This window comes from Brachybacterium vulturis (assembly GCF_002407185.1).
GTDB classification, from domain to species: domain Bacteria; phylum Actinomycetota; class Actinomycetes; order Actinomycetales; family Dermabacteraceae; genus Brachybacterium; species Brachybacterium vulturis.
In genome coordinates, this window is sequence record NZ_CP023563.1 from 3,714,556 (window position 1) to 3,739,328 (window position 24,773).

The window sequence follows — 24,773 nt, forward strand, 5'->3', positions numbered from 1 at the left end:
CCTCACCCCTTCAGCCAGGCGTCAAAGAAGCTGGGCCGGCCCACGGACTCGGTGGCGAAGCCCTGCAGTGCCTCGGTATATCCGAAGACCTGCGGCTCCTCGAACAGGGGCAGGATGTACGCCTGCTCGGCGAGATGTGCCTGGGCGGCGGCCGAGGCCTCGGTGCGGCCCTCCGTCCCCGGGGTGGAGGCGATCGCGGCCAGCAGCTCGTCGAGCTCGGGATCGCCCACGCTGCCGTCGGGTTCGGTGTTCAGCAGCACGTTGCGGTTCTCCGAGGCGTACTGGGACTTCAGCACGTCGAAGTCGGCGCGTCCCACCATCGAGTGGTACATCTGCACCGTCCCGGGCTCGGCGCGCGCGGCGTTCTGGGCGGCCTGGTCGCCGGGCAGCAGCTGCACGTCGACCCCGAGCGCGGCCAGCTGCTCCTGGAGCATGGTGACGACCTCCTTCGAGCGGGGCTGCGGGAGCGCCTCGTTGACGGTGAGGGTGAGCGTCCGGCCGTCCTTCGCGCGGATGCCGTCGGCCCCGACGACCCAGCCGGCCTGATCGAGCAGCGAGGCGGCGAGCTCGGGGTCGTGGACGTAGTGCTCGGAGGTGTCCGCGTGCCCGAGCGCGGTGGCGGCCAGGGCTCCGGTGGCCAGCGGATAGTTCTCGGTGAACAGGGTGTCGACGATCGCCTGCCGATCGATCGCGGCGATCAGGGCCTGCCGGGTGCGGAGGTCCTCGAGAGCGGGGTCGCGGAAGCGGAAGTTCAGGCCGTTGTTCACGCCGTTGGTGGCGGCGGCGTGCAGCGAGAGGCCCTCGGCCGCGAACCGGGGCTCGTCAGGGGCTTCGATCTGACGGGCCAGGTGGGCCTGTCCCGAGGTGACGGTGCCCACGCGCACGCTGTCCTCGGCGGCGACGAGGATGTCGATCCCGTCCAGATGGGCGCGGCCGGAGTGCTGCAGGGAGGCGGGCGCCCAGGCGTAGTCCTCGCGCACGGTGAGCGAGATCCGGGTGCCGATCTGCTCCTCGGCGATCACGAAGGGGCCGGAGCCGATGATCTCCGCGGCGTTGCCGGGACCGAACTGCTGCCCGTCGCGGTCCAGCGTCGCGGAGGAGAGCAGGCCCGAGTTGATGGTGGAGACGGCCTGGGCGAAACCGGGCGCGGGGGCGGTGAAGTGGAAGCGGACGGTGACGGGGTCGAGGACCTCGCCGTGGTCGTAGTTGTTGATCGCCTCGGAGACGGTCAGAGCGCGCGCGGCATCGCCGGTGCCGAAGAGGTCGATGTTCTTGACCACGTTCTCTGCGTCCAGCGGGGTGCCGTCGGAGTAGGTGACGTCCTCGCGCAGGGTGAAGGTGTACTCGGTGGCGTCCTCGTTGACCTCGGGCAGCGCGGTGGCGATCCACGGCTCCAGCTCGAGGGTCTCGGGATCCTGGCGCAGCAGGCGGTCGGTGATGTTGTTGACGATCCCGCCGTTGGGGTAGAAGCCGGCCGATGGCGGGTACAGCGTGGTCCAGGTCTGCGGCTCCAGATAGGTGAGGGTGCCGCCGGTGACCGGGGTGCCGTCGGCCGGTGCACCGCTGCTGCTGGCACCGCATGCCGCGAGGGTGGCCAGAGCCGGCATCGAGATGCCGAGAGCGAGTGCGGACCGACGGGTGAAGGACGCCATGGAGGAACTCCCAAGGGGGTGGAGCGGACGGAGGATCACGGCGGCTGGCCGCGATCCCCAGTAGACCACCAAGCCCAAAGTTTTCCTATGCGGAGTTCATAGCGTGACATATGGCCCGTGTGGCGGGGCCTCCCCCGGGGCCGTTCACGTCGGCGCCGGACCCGGCGGGCCCGCCCGGGATCGGGCGAGCACTGCGAGCACCGTCCGCCCTCAGCTCACGACGTCGCCCGCCCGGGCCCCAGTCCTCTTTGGGCGTGATCGTCCAGGACGTCCTGCCAGTCGATGACGCCCTGCTCCTCGCACCACCGGGCATAGATCTGCTCGAGCTCGGCGACCAGCTCCGGGTGCTGCTGGGCGAGGTCGTGGGCCTCGATGCGGTCTGTGGTGAGGTCGTAGAGCTCCCACGGGCTGCCCCATTCACGCACCAGCTTCCAGCCGCCCCGACGGACGGCGGCGTTCCCGATGTGCTCCCAGCACAGCGTCCGCTCCGGGCCCGTCGCCTCGGGGTGCCGCCAGGAGTCCAGCAGGCTCCGCCCCGCCCCGATGGGGTCGGCGCCGACGATCTCGAGGACGGTGGGCAGGATGTCCGTGACGTGACCCAGGTCGGGGCTCACGGCGCCGCCGGCGGGGATCCCCCCGGCGGGCCAGGAGGCCAGGAACGGGGTGGAGATCCCGCCTTCATGGACCCAGCTCTTCCACTTCCGGAACGGGGTGTTGGAGACGGTGGCCCAGTTGACGCCGTAGCTCTGGAAGGTGTCCGCCGGGCCGGGCATGATCGCCGGATCGTTCCCGAAGCGCACCGGGTCTCCGGCGCGGGTGGTGCGGGGCTCCGTCGTCCGCGGGAAGTGCGGGTTGTCCGTCGGGAGCTCCTCGGCGCACCCGCCGTTGTCCGAGAAGAACAGCACCAGGGTGTCCTCGGCGACCCCGGTCTCCTCGAGCGAGTCCAGCACCGCACCGATCCCGCGGTCCATCGCCTCGACCTGGGCGGCATAGACCGCCATGCGCTCGCTCTCCCACCGGGCATGCTCGCCCCACTCCGGGAGGTCCTGACCGGCGGCGACGTCATGGATCTCGCTGTACAGGCCCTCCCGGTGGAGCCCGTCGAGCCGCCGCTGACGCATCCCGTCCCAGCCCTCTGCGTAGCGCTCGCGGTACTTCGCGATCTCCTGCTCGCGGGCGTGCAGCGGCCAATGCGGGGCGGTATAGGTGAGCATCGCGAGGAAGGGGACCTCGGCCTCGCCCTGGCGGCGGATGAAATCGACCGCCCGCTGGGTGACATGGTCGGTGAGGTGGAAGTCCTCCGGCAGCTCCTGCTCGTCCACGCGCTCCTCGCCGTCCATGAGCCGGGGCCGGAAGTATCCCGAGGAGCCCTGGAGGATGCCATGGAACTCGTCGAACCCGCGCCGGGTCGGCCAGGTCTCGCCGGGGTTCTCGATATCGCTGCTCAGATGCCATTTGCCGAAGAGTCCGCAGGCGTACCCGCGCCCCGAGAGGCACTCGGCGATCGTGGGCACCTCGGTGGAGAGGGAGCCGGGGTAGCCGTGCGGGCGGTTGTCGGTGGTGAGCACGCCGATCCCGACGCTGTGCGGGTTCTGGCCGGTCATCAGGGCGGCGCGGGAGGGGCTGCAGCGGGGTGTCACGTAGTAGGAGCTCATGCGGATGCCGCGGTCGGAGAGCCGGGTGAGGTGCGGGGTGTCGATCTCGCCGCCGAACGGTGCGATGTCGGAGAAGCCGAGATCGTCGGCCAGGATGATGACGATGTGGGGTCGAGCGGTCATGATGCACTTTCCTCAGAGATTCTTGGGAGCCGTGCTGCACGGATCCCCTGCGGCCAGCGGCCCGGTCGGACGGCCTCAATGTACGGCCGGAGCATCGTCACGGGTGCGGGAAGGGAAGCGGTCGGGTCTTGTCGATCCGCGGTAGGCGGCGACGCCGGCCCCCGATCAGCTCGGCGTCGCCGATCAGGTGGGCCGAGACGGTGGTGCTGCCACCGATCTGGGTGTCGTCGCTGATGCTCGCCGATCGTGACCCTCAGGGTCACCTCGTCGCGATCCGGCCGTGGACGACGACCTGGCGACCGATGTGGCCGTCGGGCGCCTTGACGATGTCGCGCGGAGCGGGATCTCGGCGGCGAGGTTGCGGGCCACGGCGCCGCGCGAGGGATCCTGCTCCGCCTGCGCGGTGCGCGTCAGGCGTCGCCTTCGGGGCGGGCGTCCGCATCGGGCTCGGACCGCAGCTGATCCGCGATCTCCTCCTCCGGGCGAGGCGCGGCCGACTCGTCCTCCTCGAGCGCGGGGACGGGCGGCCCACCGGGGCCGGGGAACGGCTCGTGGTGAGGATTCTCGGATCGAGCGGTCATGACGATGCCTCCCTGCCGTGGTCCTGTGCGGTCAGGATATGCACATCAGCCTGACCAGCGCGAGCTGCACTCCTCGCCCGCCTCCCGCTCCGCAGCCTCGACACCGTGCGCACCGCGGGCACGGATGTGCATCGGGCGGCTCGCGACGACCCCGAAGAACAGCTGGAGGATCAGGATCGCGCCGAGCACGGCCAACGGCACGGTCCAGCTCCCGGTGAGGCTGTGGAGCGCGCCGACACCGAGGGGACCGAGCCCGGCGATCAGGTAGCCGAAGCCCTGCGACATCGTCGAGAGGTGCCCGGTGAGGTGCGCGGTCGGCGATCGCCACACGATGTACGTGAGCGAGAGGCTGATCGATGCCCCGAGCCCCAGCCCGAGCAGCGTCATCCACACCAAGGCTCCGTTCGCGGCGGAGACGATCAGCCCGAGATAGGCGGCGCCGAGAAGCAGCACGGCCAGAACCGGCGGCAACCAGGCCGGGCGCGTCCGCGCCGCCAGCGCCGGCGAGACCAGGGCGGCGACGGCGGCGGGGAACGCGGAGTAGGCGATCATCGCCCCGGCGGCGCTCACCTCCATCCCCGCGTCCTGCAGGATGGTGGGCACCCACGTCACCGTCGTGTAGTAGCTCAGGCTCTGCAGACCCATGAACCCGGTCACCGCGATCGCGACCGGGTCGGTGAGGATCGACCGGAACAGCGGCTCCCCGTGCTCGCTCGGCGCACCGGCGACCGATCGGCCGGCCTTCATCCGTCCCGGCGCGCGTCGCAACTGCGGCACCCATACGGCCAGGGCGAGCAGCGCGGGCACCGCCCAGATGGCGAGAGCCGCACGCCAGCTCCCTCCGAGCACGGGCAGCAGCGGCGCCGTCAGCCCCGAGGCGAAGGCCGCGCCGACGAACAGCGCCATCGTGTACAGGCCCATCATCACCCCGACCCGATGGGAGAAGTCCTGCTTGATCGCCGCCGGCATCACGACGTTGCCGACCGCGATGGCGGCGCCGACGAGCACCGTTCCGGCGAACAGGGCCGGCATGCTCGGCTGCAGCCGCAGCAGGATCCCCGCCGCCAGGACGAGCAGCACCACCCCGAGGAGGCGGTGCATCCCGAGCCGCCGCGTCAGGCCCGGGGTGAGGAACGCGAACGCGCCGAACACCACGACCGGGATCGTGGTCAGCAGGCTCACCGTGGTCGCCGACAGGCCGAGCGAGGCACGGATGTCGCCGATCACCGGCCCGATCGCAGCGACCCCGACGCGCAGGTTCAGCCCGATCAGGATCAGCCCGATCCCGAGCAGCAGCAGCGCCCACCTGCCCCGCGACGCCCCGGGGGGCTCGCCGGCCTCCGAGAGCGCCGGGGGTTCACCGCCGGGAGCAGGGAACGTCTCCCTCGTGGCGGTGTCGGTGGAGCGAGAGATCATGGGGCCTTGCCGATCGAGGGGTGGGTGACGTGGAGCACCGGGCACGCCGGCTGGTGCCGGACGGACCGCCTGGGTGCGGAACGGTGAGAAGCTCTCATCCTCTCTCGCACGACGGTCGGCGGGCCCCGATGTCCAGATCCGCGGTACCCAAGGGCGTGCACGGCCCGCCCTGAGCACGGCCGCGACACGCCGGTGCAGGTGCGGCGCCCTGAGGAGCCCGTCCGTCGAAGTGCCAGGGAGCTCACGAAGGCACCGATCACAGGGAACCGCTCGTCGGAATCCTCACGAACTCCAGCCTCGTCGGGATCGAGCTGCTGGTGGCCACCTTCGTGCTCTGCTCCCTGCTGGGGATAGAGCGCCGGCTCCGGCGGAAGGCCGCCGGGTACCGCACGCACGTGCTCGTCGAGCTCGACTCGTGCACCTTCACCCCGGTCTCCGCCTACGGCTTCTCCATGGTGCTCCGCGACGAGGTGATCCTGGACCCCTCGCGCATCGCCGCGCAGATCGTCTCCGGCATCGGCTTCCTCGGTGCTGGCGTGATCTTCGAGGGCCGCACGGTGGTGCGGGGCCTGACCACCGCGGCGACGATCTGGGTCTCCGCCGCCGTGGGCATGGCCTGCGGCGCCGGGGTGCTGCGGGAGATCCTCGCCATCGCGACGTCGGCACGGTTCTCCAGCACGATCGAGAACAGCCGCCGCCGGATGCTCCTCAGCACCGGAGGCCTCGGCACCTCACCCCACACTCAACGCTGAAGCGCCACATAGATACGTCCGTCTGACTGTCGACGACGCTCGACGGCCCTCCGCCGTACCCTGTTCCGGCTCGACACGCAGAATTCTCGGCGATGTCCCAAAAGTACAACAGCACGCGAATCACGAGAGAAAGTTTCCGTTTCGTAACCAAATGCGACCTAACGTAGTACCGGCATCTGAGTCATGTTTCCCGAAAGGACACTGCCGTGACCTACTCCCATCCCGACGGTCATGCCGGACCCGCTTGGGGATCAGCCCCGCAGATGCAATCTGTCCACCTGCAGCCGGGCCCACAACCCTCCGGGGCGTTGGCGATCATCGGCTTCATCGTAGGGATCGTGGCGTTCCTCTGCGGCTGGATCCCGTTCGTCGGCCTCGTTCTGGGCCTCGTCGGCTTGCTGCTCTCGATCCTTGCGGTCCGCAAGCCGACTCTCCGTGGGCTCGCGGTCACCGGCATCGTGCTCTCGACGATCGCGGCCCTGACATCGTTGGTCACCACGAGCATCTTCGTCATCGCCCTGCTCGGGAGCTCCAGCTCCGCCCCTGATGCTGGACCCGAGGTCGCCGCCGCCTCTCACGCTCCCGAGGACTTCGTCGAGATCGACGGGCGCGAGCTCGCGAACATCACCAAGGACCCCGATGCGCATGCGGGAGAGACTCTGGTCCTCTACGGCTACGTCACGCAGTTCGATGCCGACTCGGGACCCTGCCGGATGCGCGTGAGCGTCGCCGCCGAAGAAAAATCGGCGTGGTACGAGTATGAGCACAACTCCCTCGCATTCAGCGGTGACGGGGAATCCGAATGCCCCGAGCTGGACGATGTCGTCGCTGACGACGAGGTGAAGCTGACGGTCGTGCTCCAGGGCGGGGAGAGCTACAACAGCCTCGGCGGCTACACGACCGTTCCGTACTTCGAGGTCATCGAGGCAGAGGTGCTCTGAGAGCTAGGCGCGGGGTGGCTGCGGGCTACCCGCGGCATCCACGCCGCACCGCGGCGCCGAGGGTCAGACCCTTGCACCGTACTCGTCGCCTGGCAGCTGGAAGGTCACACAGTCAAGGGCACGAAGGGCGCGTGCACCGACGACGACAACGCGTTGGACGCGCTGATCGCGGCAGGCGTCGCCCGCGACGTCGACCTCGGGCGTGCGGCGCCACCGCCTCCGGAGCTCGCAGACCTGGCCGCTGGGGAGGGCTGGATCTGGCTGCCTGAAAGATTCTGGGCACCCTAGCCGTGGCCGCCGGTCCCCGCGCCGGAAGGGATCGGGGCAGTCGCAGCGGCCGCTGCCGTTCGCCGGGCCGGGCGAGCAGCTGTGGGTGCTCGACGTCCCGTACGGGACCCAGGTCGAGGGCGCCGCCTGGCATCCCGCCGTCATGATGCACTTGTACGTCGGGCGCACCCTGCCCGAGCATCTCGCGCCCTACGCACCCGGGCCGCACACCTTCGGCCGATTCCTCGCGAACACCCTCAACCCCGACGTTCCGACGCCCGTTCCCGAACCGGCTGACGATCTCGAGCCGCGCCAGAACCAGTACGAGGCTGCCGATGCGATCGCGGAACGCGCCGCGGCCGGTGGGCGGCAGTTCCTACTGGCCGACGAGCCGGGCGTCGGCAAGACCATCCCCGCCATCGAGCGCTACCAGCAGAGGACCCTCGCGCTCGGCCACGCGGCGGTGCGCGCGGCCGACGAGACGGCTGGCGGGGCCGGCTCCGCAGAGGACGTCCCGGCCCTGCTGACCGCAGCGAACACCGCGATCGCCGAGCAGATCCGGGAGGCGACCGAGACGCTGCTGGGTTCGGTGCTGTTCACCGTGATCACCCGGATGACGAACCGGTTCTCGCGGTCCGACGGCTGAGCGCCTCAGGCCTCCCCGACCATCACCTCCTTGAGCGCCTTCGACCAGGAGTAGTCGGTGGGCTGCATCTCGTCGTCCCCCTCCTCCACGCCGTCACGGTCCAGGGCGTAGCAGAAGATCCCGCCCTTGCGGGCCCCGTCGGGCTGCCACTGCGCGTAGGCGAAGGCGCGGCTGGTCTCGATCGGCTGGTCCACGTCACCCCAGGTGGCGCCGCGCTCCTCGTAGAAGGAGAAGCCGATGAAGTACTGCGAGGGGTCGATGAGCCCCTGGTAGGTCTCCCACGTGGCCTGCAGGCCGTCGAGGGCCCGTCCGTAGGACTGCACCAGCACGTAGTCCACGAGGTCCGCGGCGTGGGCGAACAGGGCGGTGTCGCCGTCCTGGTTGGTGTCGTAGATGAGCAGCTGCGAGGTGCCCGATCGCGGGCCCAGTAGGGTGCTGAGGTGCGTGAACACGCCGCTGGCCCGCTCCAGCTCCTCGTCGGTGAAGTCGCGCTCCACGTCGATGTCCAGCCCGTCCAGGCCCAGATCGGTCACGTAGGTCTCCACGAGGTGCTCGGCGAGCTGCCGGTGTCCCTCGTCGGTGTTCGGGGACTCGGGGTCCAGCAGCTCGTCCACGAAGACGGTGCCGATCACCCTCGTGCCCTTCGCGTGCAGGGCGCGGACGTACCCGTTGCTGAGCACCGTGGGGAACGCGCCCTCGTCCTGCGCGGTCACGCCGGCGAAGGCGAAGACCAGATCGACCTCCGGCGGGATCTGCGCCATCGAGGTGCGGCCCACGGAGTCCTTCGCGGCGGTGTCGTTCCACACCCGGTAGTAGCCGAAGTACTGCGGTCCGGTCGGCTCCTGCGGCGCGGCGGGGCGCTCGTCGGCCGCGGCGGGGATCGCGGCGCCGGCCACGGCCGCCGCCCCCACAGCAGCGGTCGCAGCGGTGAACTGTCGTCGGTCCATGGCGGGGGAACTCCTCATCGTCGAAAGAACTGTCGCAATCACTGAAACGCGTAAGTCTCTACCCTTGCACGTCGATCTCACGAGGTGAAGCTCCGCTCGCGGGCGCCGACGGCCTCGACCCCAGCACCCCGAGCCGTCATCTGCTGGAGGCCGGGTCGCGCCATGGCGTGGCCCATCACGCGGTGCTCTCGATCGTCGGCCTCGACGGGATCGACGCCTCGTACTACGCCGGCAAGCGAGCCCAGGAGCACCGGCCGGGCTGAGCCCGGTGCCCGTGAACGGTCGCCGTCCTCACGCCCACCCCTTCCGCGGCGACGTCTCCCCCACCCCGGCGTTGAACATGTTCAGCGGGTCGAGCCGGCGGAAGTGCTCCACCATCGACGCGGGCGCGGGATAGATGCGGCCGTAGTTGTGCTCGGCGGGCACGGCGGCGCCGCGACTCTCGAGCAGGGCCGTCATCTCCTTCTTCAGCGCGACGGGGTCCACGCCCTTCTTCGCGACATGGTCCTGGTGCAGCACGTGGCAGAAGAAGTGCCCGAAGTAGACGCTCTCCAGCAGCTGGTCGGCGAGGTGCGCAGGCAGGTGCTCCAGCCAGTCCTCGTCGTCCCGGCGCAGGGCGACGTCGAAGGTGACCATGGCGGAGGCCTCGGCGCGGTGCATGACGAAGCAGCGGCTGGCGGCGCTGGCCACGCCGAAGCGGATCAGCGTGGCACTCTCGGCCTCCTCGGCATCGCACTCGAAGAACGCTCCCTCGTGCTCGGGGGCGGCGAAGAACTCCTCGAGCAAGCGTGCGGTCGCCTCCCGCTGGCTGCCGCTGACCACCAGCAGCAGGTGATGCGCGTACCGGTCGCGGAAGCCGACCAGCCGCGGCGGGATCTTCTCCGGCACCAGGGAGAACAGCTTCTGGGAGATCGCGTCGGCGACCGACGGACCCATGCCCGGCAGCTTCGCGAACACTCCGTTCGCCCAGCTCTTCAGCGCGAACATGCGCACCAGGGTGCGGGAGCCGGCGTGCTTGAGGGAGACGTACGTGTCCTTGCCATACGTCAGGGCCAGGTCGACGGCGTGCGCGCTCAGGTACTCCCCGGAGATCGGCAGCGGAGCGTCGGCGGCGAGGAACGTGCGCCGCAGCGCCTCGAGATCCGCGGGGCGGTGCGTGCCGATGTAGAACGTGGCCTTGTCCTGCTCGAGCGGGAAGGTGCGGGTGCGCACGGCGAACACCATCAGCTTCCCCGCGCATCCGGAAGCCTCGTGGAGGAAGGTCGGGTCCGCGTTGAAGCGGGCCGGGGTGTCGGCCAGCTCGCGCACGTGGTCGGCGTAGGCGGTGCCGGTGGAGTCCGGCGGCGGCGGGGTGACATCGGCGGCCTCCCACTGGCCGCGCTGCAGCCGGTCGAGGAGGTGCGTGGGGTCGGTGCCGAGGTCGATGCCCAGGTGGTTCACCAGGTGGATCTGCCCCTGCTCGTCGACCCGGGCGAAGAGCGCCTGCTCCGTGTACGCGGGGCCCTTGCGGAGCTGGGTGCCGCCGGAGTTGTTCGCGATGCCGCCGACGACGCTCGCCCCGATCGACGTCGAGCCGATCACCGAGTGCGGTTCGCGCCCGTGCGGGGCGAGCATCTCCTCGAGCGCGAAGAGGGTGGCACCGGGCAGGCTGATCGCTTCGCGGGCGTCGTGGATCAGATGGATCTGGTCGATCCGCCGCGTGGAGAGGATGACGATGTCGCGGTCGTAGTCCTGATCGCCGGGCACGGATCCGCCCGTGAGCCCGGTGTTGGCGGCCTGGGTGATGACGATGAGGTCATGGTCGACGCACACCTGCAGGGCCCGCCACATGTCCACCAGCGAGCCCGGCCGCAGCACGGCGAGCACCTCGCCCGTCCCGAAGCGGTCACCGGTGGTGTACGGGGCCGTGGCACGCGCCGAGGTGAGGACGTGCCCCCGCCCCATGATCTCGGTGAAGGCCCGGACGGCCCCCGACGATCGGGGATTCCGCGGTGCATGCATGTGTGAGTTCTTCCTGTTCTCGGGTGGAGCGTAGGGACGGGGACTGCTCCGGACGCCCCGATCTCCAGTGGTCACGGCGCCACGTCGCAGTTCTCGCGGAAGAGGTTCCCGGGATCGTCACGCCGCTGGACGCGCTGCAGCCGACGGTACTTCTGCTCTTTGTAGATCGTCATCCAGAACCGCGCAGTGCGATTCGGGAAGGCGGTCGACTCGTCCGGGACGCGGGCGAAGGCGCCGCCGAGATGATGGATGTCCACTCCGGTGCCGCGACCCGGGAGCGCCTCGGCGATCTCGAGGATCGCGTCCAGGACCTCCTCGTCCATGCGGCTGAACGCCGCATTGCGCCAGAAGCCGCGCGAGCCGTCGGGATAGAGGTACTGGCCGCCGACCCGCTCGCGCAGCCGCTCCAGCGCGTCCCTCGCCTCCGGGACCGGATATCCGGATGTGGTCGCCATGGCCTCGAACCCCCTGCGTCGGTGGGCCTCTGCATCGGTGGGCAGCGTCGCGCTCTCGACGGTACTCGTGCAGGTGAGGGGTGACAACGGCCGGGCATCGATCAGCCGGGCGCAGGCGAGGACCGGCACGAAGGCGCCCCGATCCGCAGCTGCGGGATCCGTCGGTCCTGCGCCGGAAGGCGAGCACCAGCATTCCTCGCAGGCCCCTCCGCTACGGTGACGGCGACGCGGCACTCGCGCCGACCATTGCGATGAAGGAGTCACCATGCCGGACATGTCGGGGAAGAACGGGATCGTCACCGGAGCGGGCGGGGGCATCGGCCGTGCCAGCGCGCTCGCCTTCGCCGACGCCGGCGCGCGCGTGATGATCATGGACATCGCCGCGGAGCCGCTCGAGGAGACCGCACGGCTGATCCGTGAGGCCGGCGGCACCGCGGAGACCATGGTCGGCGATGCCTCCGACGAGGACCTCGCCGCGCGGATGGTGGCGCGCACGGTCGAGCTGTGGGAGACGCTCGACTTCGCCCACAACAACGCCGGCATCGGCACCGCCGCGACCCCGTTCACGCAGCAGGAGCGCGCGACGTGGGACCGGGTGTTCACGCTGAACGTGTTCGGCACCATGAGCTTCATGAAGCATGAGCTGCGCCAGATGGAGAAGCAGGGCTTCGGGGCGATCGTGAACACCTCCTCGATGTCCGGCAAGAACGGCAGCCCGGGACTGTCGCCCTACAACGCCTCGAAATGGGCGGTCAACGGCATGACCCAGACCGCCGCGCTCGAGTACGCCGAGCAGGGGATCCGCGTGAACGCGATCTGCCCCGGCGCCACCTTCACCGCGGCCCTCGCGGCGTGGAAGGACTCCTCCCCGCGCGAGTACGAGGGCTACACCTCCGCGATCCCGATGAAGCGCGCGGCCGATCCGCGCGAGCAGGCGGATGCCGCCGTCTGGCTGTGCTCGGAGGAGGCCGGGTACGTCACCGGCTCGCTGCTGAACGTCGACGGCGGCGAGGGGATCCTCGGCAAGCAGTGACGGGGCCCCGCCGGCGCGGACCGCACTCGTACGAGTGGGCTCCCCGCCGGCGGCCGGTCATCGCTGATCGCCCTCGCCGCTCCTGGCGGCGCCGATCCCGACTCGTCCGTGGGTCGCCTCCGCACCTCGCCCTCGACTCCGTGTCCTCGGAAGGCCGTCATGCCCCGCCCCCATATCCTGTTCCTCATCGCCGATGATCACCGCCACGACGTGCTCGGCGTCGCCGGCTCGCCGGCACGCACCCCGCACCTGGACGCCCTCGCCGCGCGGGGGACCCGACTCGGCAGGCATCACTGCCAGGGAGGGATGACCGGCGCGATCTGCGCGCCGAGCCGTGCCAGCATCCTCTCGGGACGGGAGGTGCTCGCGGCCACCGCCGGGCTCGGCATCGGCACCCCGCAGGCGCATGACCTCGCGCCCGACGCACCGACGCTGCCGCAGGTGCTGCGCGGGGACGGGTACCGCACCTACGGGGTGGGCAAGTGGCACAACGGGACCGAGTCCTTCCACCGCTCCTTCGACGACGGGGCACAGATCTTCTTCGGCGGGATGAGCGAGCACACCGCAGTGCCGGTGCACGACTACGACCCCACCGGCGTCTATCCGGAGTCCTCACGGCGCATCGCCGAGGGATTCTCGACCGAGGTGTTCGCCCAGGCCGTGATCGAGCTGCTCGAGGCGCATCAGCGCCGTGGCACCGAGCGCTCCGGGACGGAGGAGACAGAGGAGATCGAGCCGTTCTTCCTGTGGGCCGCGTTCACCGCACCGCACGATCCGCGCACCCCGCCGGAGGAGTTCGCCGCGCTGTACGACAGCACGGACCCTGCGGCGGTGCCGCTGCCGGAGAACTTCCGCACCGCTGCGGTGGACACCACGAACCTCGGGGAACGGGACGAGAACCTCGCCGCCGTGCCGCGCGATCCCGAGGAGGTGCGCCGCCACCTCGCGGACTACTACGGGATGATCAGCCATCTCGATCACGGGATCGGTCAGATCCTGGAGCACCTCACGGCCAGCGGGATGATCGAGAACACGCTCGTGGTCTACACCGCCGATCACGGTCTGGCCCTGGGCCAGCACGGGATGATGGGCAAGCAGAGCCTGTACGAGCACAGCCTGCGCGTGCCCCTGATCCTGGCCGGTCCCGGCATCGAGGCCGGCCGGGTGCTGGACCCTTTGACCCTGCATGCCGACCTCCTGCCCACCCTGCTGGGGTGCGCGGGAGCGCCGATCCCGGCAGGCGTCCAGGGCCACGACCTGGGCGCCCTGCTGACCGACGAGGGTGCGACCGCACCGCGGGAGGTGGTGCATGCCGCCTATGTGGACCGCGCCCGCATGGCCAGCGACGGCGCGCACAAGCTGATCCGGCACCTCCGGCCGATCCGGCGCGACGAACTCTACGCTCTGCGCACCGACCCTGGCGAGGTCCATGACGTGGCCGCGGATCCGCAGCAGGCGCAGAGCCTCGCGCGCCTGGCGGCGTCCCTGGCCACCTGGCAGCAGGACTCCGGTGACCCCTGGGCCGAGCGGCCCTGAACCCGGCCCTGCGCATCGCGGGACAGAGCGCGGTCCGCGCGCCTCAGGACGGGCGGGGCTCCGTCGCCGGGAGGACTCCCTGGGTGCGCAGCCAGGCGGTCTCCGCCTCCAGGCGGGGCGCGAACTCCTCCCACTCGACGTCGGCGCCGCACCAGGCACGTTCGGCGACGGCGAGCAGCCGCGGGAACAGCTGGTGGTGGAGGTGCTCCCGATCCAGGATGAACTCGGTCCAGACCGCCGCCTGGATGCCGCGCAGCGTGGGGGACTCCGGGATCTCGAGCTCGATGATGCCTCGCGGGGTGATGGTGCCGAACATGCCGGGCGGCTCCGTCTCGGGGTCATCAGCGACCCGGTTGAGGTAGAGATGCGCGCAGTCGGCATAGATCCAGTCGTTCCCGCTCTCCAGGGCCGACGACGCACCGGCCCCGTGGCGCCAGGCGACGATCAGCTCGTCCCCGGTGGTGGAGCTGCCGAGCAGCTCGTCCCAGGCCGCCGGTCGCCGCGATCTCTCGGCCAGCACGGAGCGGGCGTGGTCGGTGAAGTGCGTCTGCAGGCGCGGGCCGAGACCGCTGCTCCCGGACCCGGGGCCGCTCTGCGACAGGGACATCGGAGCCACCCCTGCGGGGAGCGGTCGGAGGGTCCCGGCAGGTTCCCCGCCGTCCCCGAACCGGGCGACGAGGTCGGGATCCGACTCCCAGATCCAGTACTTGCACTCGTCGCCGCCGAGGTGCACGGCGGAGAAGGGGAACAGGTCCATCACCGTCCTCAGCACGGCCGTGAGGAAGTCGAAGGAGGCGTCGCTCGGCCACAGCAGATCGTTGGGATGGTTCCACTGCGCAGGGTCGACGTCCCGCAGCCGCGGATCGCCCAGCTCCGGATAGGAGCGGATCGCCGCCGCCATGTGCCCGGGCAGATCGACCTCGGGCATGATCTCGATGCCGAGGCGCCGCGCATGGTCGACCACCCCGGCGATCTCGTCAGCGGTGTACTGGCCGTGGAGGTCCCGGCTCTGAGAGAGCCTGGCGGCGAGCTCGCGCTTGGCGGGAAGGACGTTGTCGTACCCTCCGTAGTTCGGTCGTGGCAGGCGGGCGCCGACCTCGCTGAGCCGCTCGTAGCCAGGAACCGCGAACCTCCAGCCGGAGTCGTCGGTGAGGTGCCAGTGCAGCCGATTGAGCCGGTAGCGCGACATCAGGTCGAGCAGCTCGTGCACGACCTCGACATCCCAGCAGGTGCGCGCCGAATCGAGCATCAGCCCGCGCCACGAGTGGACCGGCTCCGCCGGAGACAGCGGTCCGGGGATCAGCGTCGACCGCTGCGGCCCCTCGCACTCGACAGCAGCGGAACCTTCCCACCCGGATCTCGGCGCTGCGCCGACCTCGGTCGTCCCAGCTGACATCATGAACCCTCCCCGTCTGTTACGAAACTGGACACTCAGTATGACATCTCTGTCAATCTACGTGAGAGGCGTCAGTTTACCGACTGCTCTCCGGGCCTCGTTCTCAGCCGCCACCACAAGTATCACGGCGCAGGGCACTACAGTCAGCAGGATGAGGGCACATCCGAACAACACCGCTCGACGCCTCCTCGGCCACCTGATCAGCGAAGGGCCGACCCACCGCGCCGAGCTGTCCCGCGCGCTGGACGTCTCGCGCACGACGATCTCCAATCTCGCCGCCGCACTGCTCGAGGACGGCACCCTGGTCACCCTGGAGGGCGAGGCGCCGGCCGCGACCTCACCCGACCGCCCACAGCTCAAGCAGCAGCTGGGGATCTCCCCGCAGCGGGGCGTCCTGGTCTCCGCGGTGTTCCGCATGACCTCCACGACTCTCGCCGTCGGCTCGCTCGATGGTCGGCTGCTGCGGACCGCCGGCCAGGAATGTCCTCGCGACCAACCGGGCCGCGAGCGCATGGAGCAGGCGCAGAGGCTGCTCAGCACGCTGCTCGCCGAATGCGACCTCGAGGAGACCCAGGTCCTGCGCGTGCATCTCGCGGTGAACACGCAGTGCGATCGCGAGAGCGGCGAGATCCTCGCGGAGCAGGGAGCCGGCGCGTGGCGCGGGGTCAATCCGAAGCGGGAGGCCTCGCGGTGGAGCTCCGCACCGGTGATCATCGAGAACGCCGCCCGCCTGATCTCCCTCGCGGAGCATCACGCACTCATCGCTCCACGGCCGCGCAGCCTGGTCTACGTCCATCTCTCCTGGGGCATCACGATGGGCCAGGTCGTCGAGGGGACGATCGACCCCGGCAGCCACGGGGGAGCCGGCGAGCTCGGTCATGTCAGCATCGATCCGATGGGCCCGCCGTGCGGATGCGGCAATCGGGGCTGCCTGATGCTGTACACCGGCCTGGATGTGATCACCGAACGACTCCGGGCCGTGCTCGGTGCGGACGCCGACGTCGCGGACGCGGTCGAGGCGATGGCGCACGGCTCCCAGGCATGCTCCACGATCTTCGCCGATGCCGGCGAGACGGTGGGACGCGCCCTGGCGATGGTCTGCAACATCCTGGACCCCGATGCCATCGTCCTGGGCGGCGAGCTCGCAGCGGCCGGGCCGGAGTTCGCCGAGGCGGTGAGAGTGTCGCTGCAGCGGCGGGCACTGCCGCTGGTCACCCGCACGCTGGAGCTGAGCCTGGCCACCACGTCGGATGACCTCCATGCCGCGGGCATCGCGGCACTGCGCGCGATGAGGACGCAGGCGCCACTGGTCGAGGAGCTCGCCTCCTCCGCACTGGACCGCTGAGGCGCCACCGCTCCACAACAGCGCCCAACTGTCACAAAATGGACACTAGTTCGGTACGGCCATGCCTATCGTGCGCACCGAGATCGCAGCAGTAAGCGACATCAAATCGTCACCATTCTCTGCCAGAGTGGCCATTAATCCAGGTCAAAGACTCAAAGGTGAGGGAAGCGCGCCCTCCGGGGACCACAGCGCCCGTCTCAGCGGTCCGCAAGGCATTGCGCGATCGTGAATTGATTCACTACAGTGAGCGATCGCGACAGAGAATTTGTCACTTCTCGCAACACTCTGACCGCCCGCTCTTCGCGGGCCCGGCACGAAGGAGTCCCCATGGAGCAGCGTCGTTCCCCCGGACAGGACCACAGCATCACCCCCACCCGTCGGCAGGCCCTCGGTCTCGCCGGCGTCTCGCTCACCGCCGCCGGCCTCCTGAGCAGCTGCGGTTCGGCCGGAGGCCGATCCGGCAGCAGCTCCCCCACGGAGCTCACGACCCCGACCACTGTGGAGGCCGAGGCCGTCGACGGGCTCATCACCAGCGAGGTCGAGGGTGTCGCCCCCCTCTATGTCGGCTCCCCCGGCGCGTACCGCGACGTCGTCTCCGAGAAGCCGGCCGCGGGCGGCTCCCTCTCGAGCTTCCAGATCCTGTGGGGCGCCCCGGTCACCGGTCATGACGAGAATCAGGTCTGGCAGAAGCTCGAGGACGAGCTCGGGGTCGACTCCTACGACATCACGATGGTCCCGGCCGCCTCCTACGGCGACAAGCTCGCCACGCTGCTCGCCTCCGGCCAGCTGCCGGACTTCGTCTACATCCAGCCCAACGACCCCAACGCCGCGCGCGCCCTCTCCGACGGCGCGTTCCTGGAGCTGAACGACTACCTCGAGGGCGACAAGGTCGAGCAGTACCCCAACCTCGCGACCACCCCGGCAGGCGCCTGGACGGACTCGGCGCTCCACGGCGCGCTCCTGGGCGTGCCGAACCCGGATCCGCTGCGCAACAACCTCCTGGTGCTTCGTCTGGATGCGATGAAGGAGGTCGGCGTCGATGCGGTGCCCGAGGACGCCGAGGACCTCAAGTCCCTGTGGCTCGAACTGGCGAAGCTCGGGAAGGTGGCCGGGCGCGAGGTGTTCGCCCACGGCGCGCTGGAGCCGACCACCTTCGAGCCGCTGCACGATCTGGGGCAGGAGTACCAGATCGTCGACGGGAAGGTCACCCACAAGTACCTGCTCCCTCAGTACGAGGACCACCTGGCCTTCATGGCCGAGCTGTGGAAGGGAGGCTTCTTCCACCCCGATGCGCTGGGACAGGTCAACCCCGAGCTGTTCAAGCAGGGCCAGCAGCTGAACTACGAGGCGTCCTTCGCCGGCTTCTACTGGGTGCCCGATGCCGGGCGCATCAACCTGTGCAAGGAGGCCGTGCCGACGGCGGAGTTCATCCACTACGCCATGCCCTCGGTCGACGGCGGGGTCGGGAAGCACGCGCTCGGGAAGTCCTTCGGCGGCATGGTCTGCATCCCCGCCGATCGGGGCAAGGACGAGGACCGGGTCCGGGAGCTGCTGCGCATCTGCGACTACTACCGCTCACCGTTCGGGTCCCAGGAGGCCCTGTTCCTCAACAGCGGCATCGAAGGGCGCCAGTTCGACTTCGACGCGGACAAGAATCTGGTCCCGGCCGACAACCCTCCCACCGAGGGGGCCTGCACCTGGCTGGGGCTGCTGCAGAACCGGGTCAACCAGCTGCCCGAGATGAACAAGGACATGCTGGAGAACATCAAGGAGACGCTGGAGTCCGCCACGAGCTCCGGCTCCACCTCGGCGGTCGACTCCCTGACCTCCTCGGTCCACACCCGCAATGCGTCGAAGCTGGATCAGGTCCACAAGGACTACTACAACGCCATCGTCTCCGGCCGTCGCCCGGTCTCGGACGCCGCTGAGCTGCAGCAGACCTGGCTGGACCGCGGCGGTCAGGACGTCCTGGACGACTTCCAGAAGCTGCTGGACGAGGCGAGCTGACCCGATGACGCTGGATCAGGCCCCCCTGTCGCAGAAGCCACCGCGGACGCTCGCGGACACGTCCGTGCACGACGCCTCACCCCGACGCGTCCCGCTGGGTCGACGCCTCCTCAAGGAGAAGTGGACCTACCTCTTCATCCTTCCCGGCGTGATCTACTTCGCGGTCTTCCACTACATCCCGCTGCTGGGGAACGTGGTCGCGTTCCAGGACTTCTCCCCGTTCCGCGGGATCTTCGGGTCCGAGTGGATCGGTCTGGAGAACTTCCGCAGCATCGTGCACGACCCGGAGGTGATCCGGGCTCTGACCAACACGCTGATCATCGCGTTCCTGCAGATCGTCTTCGCCTTCCCTGCGCCGATCATCCTCGCGCTGTTCCTGAACTCCCTGGTCTCGAACGCGGTCAAGCGCGGCATCCAGACCATCGTCTATCTGCCCCACTTCATCTCGTGGGTGGTCGTGATCTCCATCTGGCAGAAGATCCTGGGCGGCGCGGGGCTCGTCTCCGAGGTGCTCGAGCGGGTGGGCGTGGACGGGATCAACATCATGGCCAACCCCGAGACCTTCAAGATCCTGGTCACCAGTCAGGTGATCTGGAAGGACGTCGGCTGGGGAACGATCATCTTCTTCGCGGCCATCGTCGCCATCCCCGGCGAGCTGTACGAATCGGCCGCCACCGACGGGGCGAGCTCCTGGCGCCGGATGTGGCACATCACCCTGCCGGGCATGATGCCGGTCATCTCGATGCTGCTCATCCTCAACGTCGGGACCGCGCTGACCGTCGGCTTCGAGCAGATGCTGCTGCAGCAGCCCGCGGTGGGCGCCGACGCCGCGCAGGTGCTGGACACCTTCGTGTACTTCCGCGGCATCGCCGGCGGGGACTGGGGGGTCGCCACCGCGGCCGGACTCATCAAGGGCGTGATCGCGACGATCCTCGTCCTCGGCGCCAACAAGATCGCCAAGCTGCTCGGCGGGGAAGGAGTGATCTGATGACCACCACCGGACTGCGCGGAGCCACCGAGCTCGCCCACGAGACGGCGACCCCACCGCCGAAGCGTCGACGCGGCGCCCGGCGCCCCATCTGGCAGGAGGCCCCGTCGACCGCCCTGCAGGCGCTCAAGGTCATCTTCATCATCGCGGTGTGCCTGGTGATGCTCTACCCCTTCGTCTACGTGATCGGGATGAGTTTCGCCGCCCCCAAGTCGGTCACCTCCGGGCAGCTGTTCCCCACCAGCTTCTCCACCGGTGCCTACGAATCGATCCTGGGCGGCGGGATCATCTCCCGCGCACTGCTGAACTCCGCGTTCATCACCATCGTCGGGACGCTCCTGTCCACGTTGGCGACCGCCCTGCTCGCCTACGGCCTCACCCGGACCCGATTCGCCCCGGTGGCCCGCGGCGTGCTGCTGATGGTGCTGCTGACCATGCTGTTCGGCGCCGGGCTCATCCCCAACTACCTGCTGGTGAAGAACCTGGGACTGCTGGACACCTACTGGGCGCTGATCCTGCCGGTGCTGATCTCCCCGTTCAACATGGTGGTCATGCGTGCCTTCTTCATGGGCCTGCCCAGCGAGCTGCTGGAGGCGGCCCGCATCGACGGTGCCTCCGAGCTGCGGATCTTCTTCACCATCGTCATCCCGCTGTCGAAAGCGGTGATCGCGGTGATCGCCCTGTTCTACGCGGTGGGGTACTGGAACGTCTTCTTCAACGCGATGATCTACATCAACGACACGGAGAAATGGCCGATCCAGGTGGTGCTGAACCAGTTCGTGGTGCAGAACTCGGACATCGCGAACGTGACCAACCCGAACGAACCGCCGCCCCCCGCCGTCAGTGTGCAGAACGCGGTGATCGTGCTGGCCACGCTGCCCATCCTCTGCGTGTACCCGTTCCTGCAGAAGTACTTCACCAAGGGCGTGCTGACCGGGTCGATCAAGGGATGACGACGGGCCGGAGCAGCCTGCCCGGGATCGGTCGAGCGGGCCACGTGGTTCAGTAGGGGCATGATGGATCCTTCTGCCCTCACCGACAGTGACCGCCTCCGGCTGCGCCGCTGCGTGGACCTCGCCGCGGAGGCGCTCGAGGCCGGGGACGAGCCCTTCGGCTCGCTCCTGGTCGACGCCGACGGGACCGAGCTGTTCGCCGACCGCAACCGGGTCGCCGGCGGCGATGCCACCCAGCATCCCGAGTTCGCGATCGCCCGCTGGGCCGCCGAGCACCTCTCCCCCGCCCAGCGCGCCCGGGCGACGGTGTTCACCTCCGGGGAGCACTGCCCGATGTGCGCCGCCGCCCACGCCTGGGTGGGGCTGGGGAGGATCGTGTACGCCAGCAGCGCCGCGCAGCTGAGCGCGTGGGCCCAGGAGTGGGGAACGCCGCCGGGACCGGTCGCTCCGCTGCCGATCCAGGTCGTCACACCCGGGATCGAGGTGGCCGGCCCGGATGCGGAGCTCAGCGCAGAGATCCGGGAGCTGCAGGCGCGAGCGCTCGGCCTGCGCTGAGCGTCCTCACGCCGGGCATCCCTCAGTGCACCGCTGCGGGCTCATGCCACCGGCACGGGATTCGCCTCGACCCCCTCGGTGATCATCAGCACCACCACGCTGTCCGGCCCCAGACCCAGGTGCCGCCGGCGCGCCTGCTCCCCCTCGCCCGTCAGGACCTCCCGCGCACCGGCCAGCGACGCGGCCCCGCACGGCCCGGCCTCGACCCCGAGCGCCGCCAGGCGGTGCGCCGCGTCGATGGCGCCCTGGTCGCTCACCGTGACCGCGGCGTCGAGCCCGTCACGGATCAGCGGCCAGGCCAGCGAGGAGGGGGTGCCGCAGTTCAGGCCGGACATGATCGTGGACCCGGTCTCCACGGTGACGGGATGACCTGCCATCAGGCTGGGCCCGATGCAGGCCGCGGCGTCGGGCTCCACGGAGACGACGGCCGTGCTGCCGGGGCTGCTGCGGCAGCGGTGGTGGGCCAGCGCGGCCTGCAGCAGCGAGCCGACCCCGGTCGGGACGAGCAGGAGATCCGGGCTGCGCTGTCCGGCATCGTGCAGCTGGGCATCGATCTCCCGGAACAGCGTCGCATAGCCCTCGACGATCCATCCCGGCACCTCCTCGTAGCCGTCCCAGGCGGTGTCCTGCACGAGCACCCCGTGCTGCTGCGCCGAGTATGCGGCGGCGGTGCGGACCGTCTGGTCGTAGGAGCCGTCCACCTCCACCACCTCGGCGCCCTCGGCGCGGATCGCCGCGACCGCTGAGGGGTGGACGCCCCCTGCCGGCACCATGATGCGGGCCCTGCGCCCGGCCGCGCGGGCGAAGTGGGCCACGGCCCGTCCGTGATTGCCGTCGGTCGCCGTGACCACCTCGGCGTCGGGCCGGCGGCCCGCCGCCTCGAGCGCGCGATGGACCGCCCACGATGCCCCGAGGGCTTTGAAGGCCGGCAGCCCCAGCCGGGTGGACTCGTCCTTGGCGACGACGGAGCCGACGCCGAGCTCGCGGGCCAGCTCCGGCAGCTCGAGGAGCGGCGTCGGGGCGTAGTCCTCGAGCGTGCGGTGGAAGAGCTGCGCTGCCTCGTCCGGGACCGGGCACGACCAGGACGGGTCGCGGTCGCCCACGACCCAGCGTCGGGCGGGGGTGTCGGCGGTGCTCATGCTCTGTTCTCCTCGGTCGGTCGGGCACAGCGCGGGGCGCTGTCGAGGAGGTGACCGATCACCGGCATGAGCTCATCGGGCCCGAAATGCGCGGCCTCGGCGTGGTCGCCTCCGGTGAGTGCCGCATCGAAGTAGAGCCCGTCGCCGATGAGCAGGATCGCGCGGGCCGTCGGCAGGTGTCCGACCTCCTCGATGATCAGTTCCAGCCAGGCTTCGCGGGCCCGGGCCATCGCGGCGCGGGCGCCGGCGTGGGATTCCTGGGCGAGCTGGGCCACGGCGACCAGGGCCCGGTCCAGGGGGGAGTCCGTCCAGACGGAGGTGCGCACGTAATAGCGTGACGGGCCGTCCTCGGCTCTGCGCATCGCCTCCCGGTCCTCGCCGACCAGCTCCTCGAGCCGGTCCACCAGGGCCTCGGCCAGGGCTTCCTTGGACCGGAAGTGGTAGAGGAGCCCGCCCTTGGAGACACCGGCCTCGGCCGCGACCGCCTCGAGGGTGGTCGCACGCTGCCCCTCGGCCAGGAGCAGCGTCTGATAGGCGGAGAGCAGGGCATCGCGGGCGGACATGAGAGCGACCTTACGCGCACCCCGGTCCCGCCGGCCTTGAACTGTACCGTCTGGACGGTTTAGTCTGGGCTCGCACCGCACACATCCTGGAGGTCCCCGTGCTGCCCGTCCTCGACTCGGTCCCGTCCCCCACCCGCGCCCCCTCGCGGTGGTGGGCGCTGGCGGTGCTGATGCTGCCGGTGCTGCTGGTCGCCATCGACAACACGGTGCTGGCCTTCGCGCTGCCCGCGATCTCCGAGGCGCTCACCCCCAGCGGCCAGCAGCTGCTGTGGATCGTGGACATCTACCCGCTCATCCTCGCCGGACTGCTGGTCCCGATGGGCAGCCTGGGCGACCGTCTGGGCCGTCGGCGCCTGCTGCTGATCGGCGGCAGCGGCTTCACAGTGGTCTCGGCCCTGGCCGCGTTCTCCCCGACGGCCGGAGCGCTGATCGCCGCACGCGCCCTGATGGCCGTGTTCGGGGCGATGCTCATGCCGGCCACGCTCTCGCTGATCCGGAACATCTTCACCGACCCCACCCAGCGCCGCACCGCGATCGCGATCTGGGCGGCCGGGTTCTCGGGCGGAGCGGCGCTGGGCCCGATCGTCGGCGGGTTCCTGCTGGAGCACTTCGCCTGGGGCTCGGTGTTCCTGCTCTCCGTCCCGGTGATGCTCCCGCTGCTGCTCCTCGGTCCGATCCTCATCCCGGAGTCGAGGGATCCGGCGCCGGGACCGGTGGATCCCCTCAGCGTGCTGCTCGCCCTGGCGACGATGACGCCGCTGGTCTCTGCGATCAAGCACGCCTCCACCGCGGGCATCGATGTCCTCACGATCACCTGCGCGGTGGTCGCGCTGCTGTGCGGGACGGTCTTCGTGCGCCGGCAGCTGGCGCGTACGGTGCCGATGCTCGACGTCACGCTGTTCACCCGGGCGGGGTTCACGGGCGCGGTGGCCGCGAACCTGCTCAGCGTGTTCTCGCTGGTGGGATTCCTGTACTTCGTCTCCCAGCATTTGCAGCTGGTCAGCGGCCGGACGCCGATGGAGGCAGGGCTCCTGCTGCTGCCGGGACTGGTGGTGACGATCATCTCCGGGCTGCTGGTGGTGCGCGCGGTCCGCCACATCACTCCGGCCACCGCCGTGGTGGCCGGGCTCTGTCTGAACGCCACCGGGTTCGTGCTGGTCATGGTCTCCGGTGCCTTCGGCGGGGATCTCGTCCTGCTGCTGGCGTTCGCGGTCCTGGGTGCGGGGGTGGGCACCGCCGAGACGATCAGCAACGACCTGATCCTCTCCGCCGTGCCGGCCGAGAAGGCCGGGGCCGCCTCGGCGATCTCCGAGACCGCCTACGAGACCGGGGCCGTGCTCGGCACCGCCGTGCTGGGGAGCCTGCTGAACGCCGCCTACCGCAGCCATCTCGAGGTGCCCGCCGGGCTCACGGCCTCGCAGCACGCCGCGGCCTCGGAGACGCTCGGCGGGGCGACGGCGGTGGCCGCCGAGCTGCCGGCCCGCACCGGCCAGGCGCTGCTGGACTCCGCCCAGCACGCCTTCGACTCCGGTGCGGTGCTCACCAGCGGGATCGGCGCGGGACTGATGGTCATCGCGGCGCTGATCGCGCATCGCACGCTGCGGGGCTGATTCCCGGAAGGGATGCTCCTTACAGAACGGCACCCCGCCGGGCTTCGGCACTCTCTCCTACTGCCTCCTCTGCTCGCTGCACGACGCCGGCAGACGGCGCCGGAAGATTCAGGTCTCTGCTGCGCCTCCAAAGGCACTGAGTTGCCAAGGGTCGGCGCCTCGTACGCACGGGTCAGGGCAGGGCGGGGAGTCGCCGCGCCGCCGAGAGGGAT

At 70.1% G+C, this 24,773-nt stretch carries 20 protein-coding genes and 1 pseudogene; 11 read left to right on the top strand and 10 right to left on the bottom strand.

Annotation, left to right across the window (positions count from 1 at the left end):
* Positions 1-2: 2 nt before the first annotated feature.
* From CFK38_RS16695 to CFK38_RS16705, 4 genes are all read right to left on the bottom strand, one after another.
* On the bottom strand, positions 3-1,652 hold the full coding sequence (locus tag CFK38_RS16695; protein WP_096804084.1) for a TIGR04028 family ABC transporter substrate-binding protein: 1,650 nt from the start codon (positions 1,650-1,652) through the stop codon (positions 3-5).
* Positions 1,653-1,867: 215 nt separating this feature from the next.
* Positions 1,868-3,430 (bottom strand): arylsulfatase, encoded by a 1,563-nt coding sequence (locus CFK38_RS16700; RefSeq protein WP_096804085.1) that lies wholly within the window; start codon positions 3,428-3,430, stop codon positions 1,868-1,870.
* 410 nt (positions 3,431-3,840) lie between these two features.
* Complete coding sequence (locus CFK38_RS17230) at positions 3,841-4,011, bottom strand: hypothetical protein (protein ID WP_157773520.1); 171 nt, start codon at positions 4,009-4,011, stop codon at positions 3,841-3,843.
* A 45-nt stretch (positions 4,012-4,056) separates the two neighbouring features.
* The gene (locus CFK38_RS16705) at positions 4,057-5,427 is read right to left on the bottom strand and encodes a CynX/NimT family MFS transporter (protein WP_096804086.1); all 1,371 of its coding nucleotides are present in this window, start codon (positions 5,425-5,427) and stop codon (positions 4,057-4,059) included.
* A gap of 278 nt (positions 5,428-5,705) precedes the next feature.
* Here CFK38_RS16705 and CFK38_RS16710 point away from each other — a divergent pair.
* The 3 genes and pseudogenes from CFK38_RS16710 to CFK38_RS17680 all read left to right on the top strand — a co-directional run.
* Positions 5,706-6,089 (top strand): annotated as a pseudogene (locus tag CFK38_RS16710) (MgtC/SapB family protein); the annotation flags it as partial.
* 398 nt (positions 6,090-6,487) lie between these two features.
* Complete coding sequence (locus tag CFK38_RS16715; protein ID WP_096804087.1) at positions 6,488-7,120, top strand: hypothetical protein; 633 nt, start codon at positions 6,488-6,490, stop codon at positions 7,118-7,120.
* A gap of 373 nt (positions 7,121-7,493) precedes the next feature.
* Complete coding sequence (locus CFK38_RS17680) at positions 7,494-8,033, top strand: hypothetical protein (RefSeq protein ID WP_157773521.1); 540 nt, start codon at positions 7,494-7,496, stop codon at positions 8,031-8,033.
* 5 nt (positions 8,034-8,038) lie between these two features.
* Here CFK38_RS17680 and CFK38_RS16725 read toward each other — a convergent pair whose 3' ends face one another.
* From CFK38_RS16725 to CFK38_RS16740, 3 genes are all read right to left on the bottom strand, one after another.
* Complete coding sequence (locus tag CFK38_RS16725; RefSeq protein WP_096804088.1) at positions 8,039-8,980, bottom strand: EndoS/ChiA family endoglycosidase; 942 nt, start codon at positions 8,978-8,980, stop codon at positions 8,039-8,041.
* A gap of 291 nt (positions 8,981-9,271) precedes the next feature.
* Positions 9,272-10,981, bottom strand: a complete 1,710-nt coding sequence (gene dld, locus CFK38_RS16735) for a D-lactate dehydrogenase (protein WP_096804089.1) — start codon at positions 10,979-10,981, stop codon at positions 9,272-9,274.
* 71 nt (positions 10,982-11,052) lie between these two features.
* A complete protein-coding gene (locus CFK38_RS16740) occupies positions 11,053-11,436 on the bottom strand; it encodes a hypothetical protein (protein WP_177371018.1) in 384 nt (127 codons plus the stop codon).
* Positions 11,437-11,701: 265 nt separating this feature from the next.
* Between CFK38_RS16740 and CFK38_RS16745 the strand changes: the two genes are divergently transcribed.
* Together CFK38_RS16745 and CFK38_RS16750 are read left to right on the top strand one after the other, a co-directional pair.
* Positions 11,702-12,469 carry an SDR family NAD(P)-dependent oxidoreductase gene (locus CFK38_RS16745; protein ID WP_096804090.1) on the top strand — a complete coding sequence of 256 codons (768 nt, stop codon included), beginning with the start codon at positions 11,702-11,704 and terminating at the stop codon, positions 12,467-12,469.
* Between the two features lie 159 nt (positions 12,470-12,628).
* On the top strand, positions 12,629-14,005 hold the full coding sequence (locus CFK38_RS16750; RefSeq protein WP_096804091.1) for a sulfatase-like hydrolase/transferase: 1,377 nt from the start codon (positions 12,629-12,631) through the stop codon (positions 14,003-14,005).
* Positions 14,006-14,048: 43 nt separating this feature from the next.
* Here CFK38_RS16750 and CFK38_RS16755 read toward each other — a convergent pair whose 3' ends face one another.
* Positions 14,049-15,404 (bottom strand): family 20 glycosylhydrolase, encoded by a 1,356-nt coding sequence (locus tag CFK38_RS16755; protein WP_338025012.1) that lies wholly within the window; start codon positions 15,402-15,404, stop codon positions 14,049-14,051.
* A 148-nt stretch (positions 15,405-15,552) separates the two neighbouring features.
* On the opposite strand from CFK38_RS16755, the gene CFK38_RS16760 reads away from it, so the two are divergent.
* The 5 genes from CFK38_RS16760 (at position 15,553) to CFK38_RS16780 (ending at position 21,249) form a co-directional block, all read left to right on the top strand.
* Positions 15,553-16,746, top strand: coding sequence for an ROK family transcriptional regulator (locus CFK38_RS16760; protein ID WP_096804092.1), 1,194 nt, complete (start codon positions 15,553-15,555; stop codon positions 16,744-16,746).
* A gap of 327 nt (positions 16,747-17,073) precedes the next feature.
* On the top strand, positions 17,074-18,753 hold the full coding sequence (locus CFK38_RS16765; protein WP_096804093.1) for a type 2 periplasmic-binding domain-containing protein: 1,680 nt from the start codon (positions 17,074-17,076) through the stop codon (positions 18,751-18,753).
* Positions 18,754-18,757: 4 nt separating this feature from the next.
* Positions 18,758-19,741: an ABC transporter permease gene (locus CFK38_RS16770; protein ID WP_096804094.1), complete on the top strand. Its 984-nt coding sequence runs from the start codon at positions 18,758-18,760 to the stop codon at positions 19,739-19,741.
* Positions 19,741-20,694, top strand: coding sequence for a carbohydrate ABC transporter permease (locus tag CFK38_RS16775; RefSeq protein ID WP_096804095.1), 954 nt, complete (start codon positions 19,741-19,743; stop codon positions 20,692-20,694). The genes CFK38_RS16770 and CFK38_RS16775 overlap by 1 nt, the downstream gene beginning before the upstream one ends.
* Before the next feature lie 60 nt (positions 20,695-20,754).
* Entirely contained in the window at positions 20,755-21,249 is a 495-nt protein-coding gene (locus CFK38_RS16780; RefSeq protein WP_218192320.1) for a nucleoside deaminase, read from the top strand.
* 41 nt (positions 21,250-21,290) lie between these two features.
* Here CFK38_RS16780 and CFK38_RS16785 read toward each other — a convergent pair whose 3' ends face one another.
* Positions 21,291-22,388: a diaminopropionate ammonia-lyase gene (locus tag CFK38_RS16785; protein ID WP_096804096.1), complete on the bottom strand. Its 1,098-nt coding sequence runs from the start codon at positions 22,386-22,388 to the stop codon at positions 21,291-21,293.
* Positions 22,385-22,951 carry a TetR/AcrR family transcriptional regulator gene (locus CFK38_RS17810; RefSeq protein WP_096804097.1) on the bottom strand — a complete coding sequence of 189 codons (567 nt, stop codon included), beginning with the start codon at positions 22,949-22,951 and terminating at the stop codon, positions 22,385-22,387. Before CFK38_RS17810 ends, CFK38_RS16785 begins: the two co-directional genes overlap by 4 nt.
* A 98-nt stretch (positions 22,952-23,049) precedes the next feature.
* On the opposite strand from CFK38_RS17810, the gene CFK38_RS16795 reads away from it, so the two are divergent.
* A complete protein-coding gene (locus CFK38_RS16795) occupies positions 23,050-24,561 on the top strand; it encodes an MFS transporter (protein ID WP_245851153.1) in 1,512 nt (503 codons plus the stop codon).
* The last annotated feature ends 212 nt before the right edge of the window (positions 24,562-24,773 follow it).

Coding starts and splice junctions, on each gene's coding strand:
- CFK38_RS16770 (WP_096804094.1), top strand. CDS start 18,758: ATGACGCTGGATCAGGCCCCCCTGTCGCAGAAGCCACCGCGGACGCTC.
- CFK38_RS16785 (WP_096804096.1), bottom strand. CDS start 22,388: ATGAGCACCGCCGACACCCCCGCCCGACGCTGGGTCGTGGGCGACCGC.
- CFK38_RS16760 (WP_096804092.1), top strand. CDS start 15,553: ATGAGGGCACATCCGAACAACACCGCTCGACGCCTCCTCGGCCACCTG.
- CFK38_RS16725 (WP_096804088.1), bottom strand. CDS start 8,980: ATGGACCGACGACAGTTCACCGCTGCGACCGCTGCTGTGGGGGCGGCG.
- CFK38_RS16700 (WP_096804085.1), bottom strand. CDS start 3,430: ATGACCGCTCGACCCCACATCGTCATCATCCTGGCCGACGATCTCGGC.
- CFK38_RS17810 (WP_096804097.1), bottom strand. CDS start 22,951: ATGTCCGCCCGCGATGCCCTGCTCTCCGCCTATCAGACGCTGCTCCTG.
- CFK38_RS16755 (WP_338025012.1), bottom strand. CDS start 15,404: ATGATGTCAGCTGGGACGACCGAGGTCGGCGCAGCGCCGAGATCCGGG.
- CFK38_RS16750 (WP_096804091.1), top strand. CDS start 12,629: ATGCCCCGCCCCCATATCCTGTTCCTCATCGCCGATGATCACCGCCAC.
- CFK38_RS16780 (WP_218192320.1), top strand. CDS start 20,755: ATGATGGATCCTTCTGCCCTCACCGACAGTGACCGCCTCCGGCTGCGC.
- CFK38_RS16695 (WP_096804084.1), bottom strand. CDS start 1,652: ATGGCGTCCTTCACCCGTCGGTCCGCACTCGCTCTCGGCATCTCGATG.
- dld (WP_096804089.1), bottom strand. CDS start 10,981: ATGCATGCACCGCGGAATCCCCGATCGTCGGGGGCCGTCCGGGCCTTC.
- CFK38_RS16765 (WP_096804093.1), top strand. CDS start 17,074: ATGGAGCAGCGTCGTTCCCCCGGACAGGACCACAGCATCACCCCCACC.
- CFK38_RS16745 (WP_096804090.1), top strand. CDS start 11,702: ATGCCGGACATGTCGGGGAAGAACGGGATCGTCACCGGAGCGGGCGGG.
- CFK38_RS16740 (WP_177371018.1), bottom strand. CDS start 11,436: ATGGCGACCACATCCGGATATCCGGTCCCGGAGGCGAGGGACGCGCTG.
- CFK38_RS16705 (WP_096804086.1), bottom strand. CDS start 5,427: ATGATCTCTCGCTCCACCGACACCGCCACGAGGGAGACGTTCCCTGCT.
- CFK38_RS16775 (WP_096804095.1), top strand. CDS start 19,741: ATGACCACCACCGGACTGCGCGGAGCCACCGAGCTCGCCCACGAGACG.
- CFK38_RS17230 (WP_157773520.1), bottom strand. CDS start 4,011: ATGACCGCTCGATCCGAGAATCCTCACCACGAGCCGTTCCCCGGCCCC.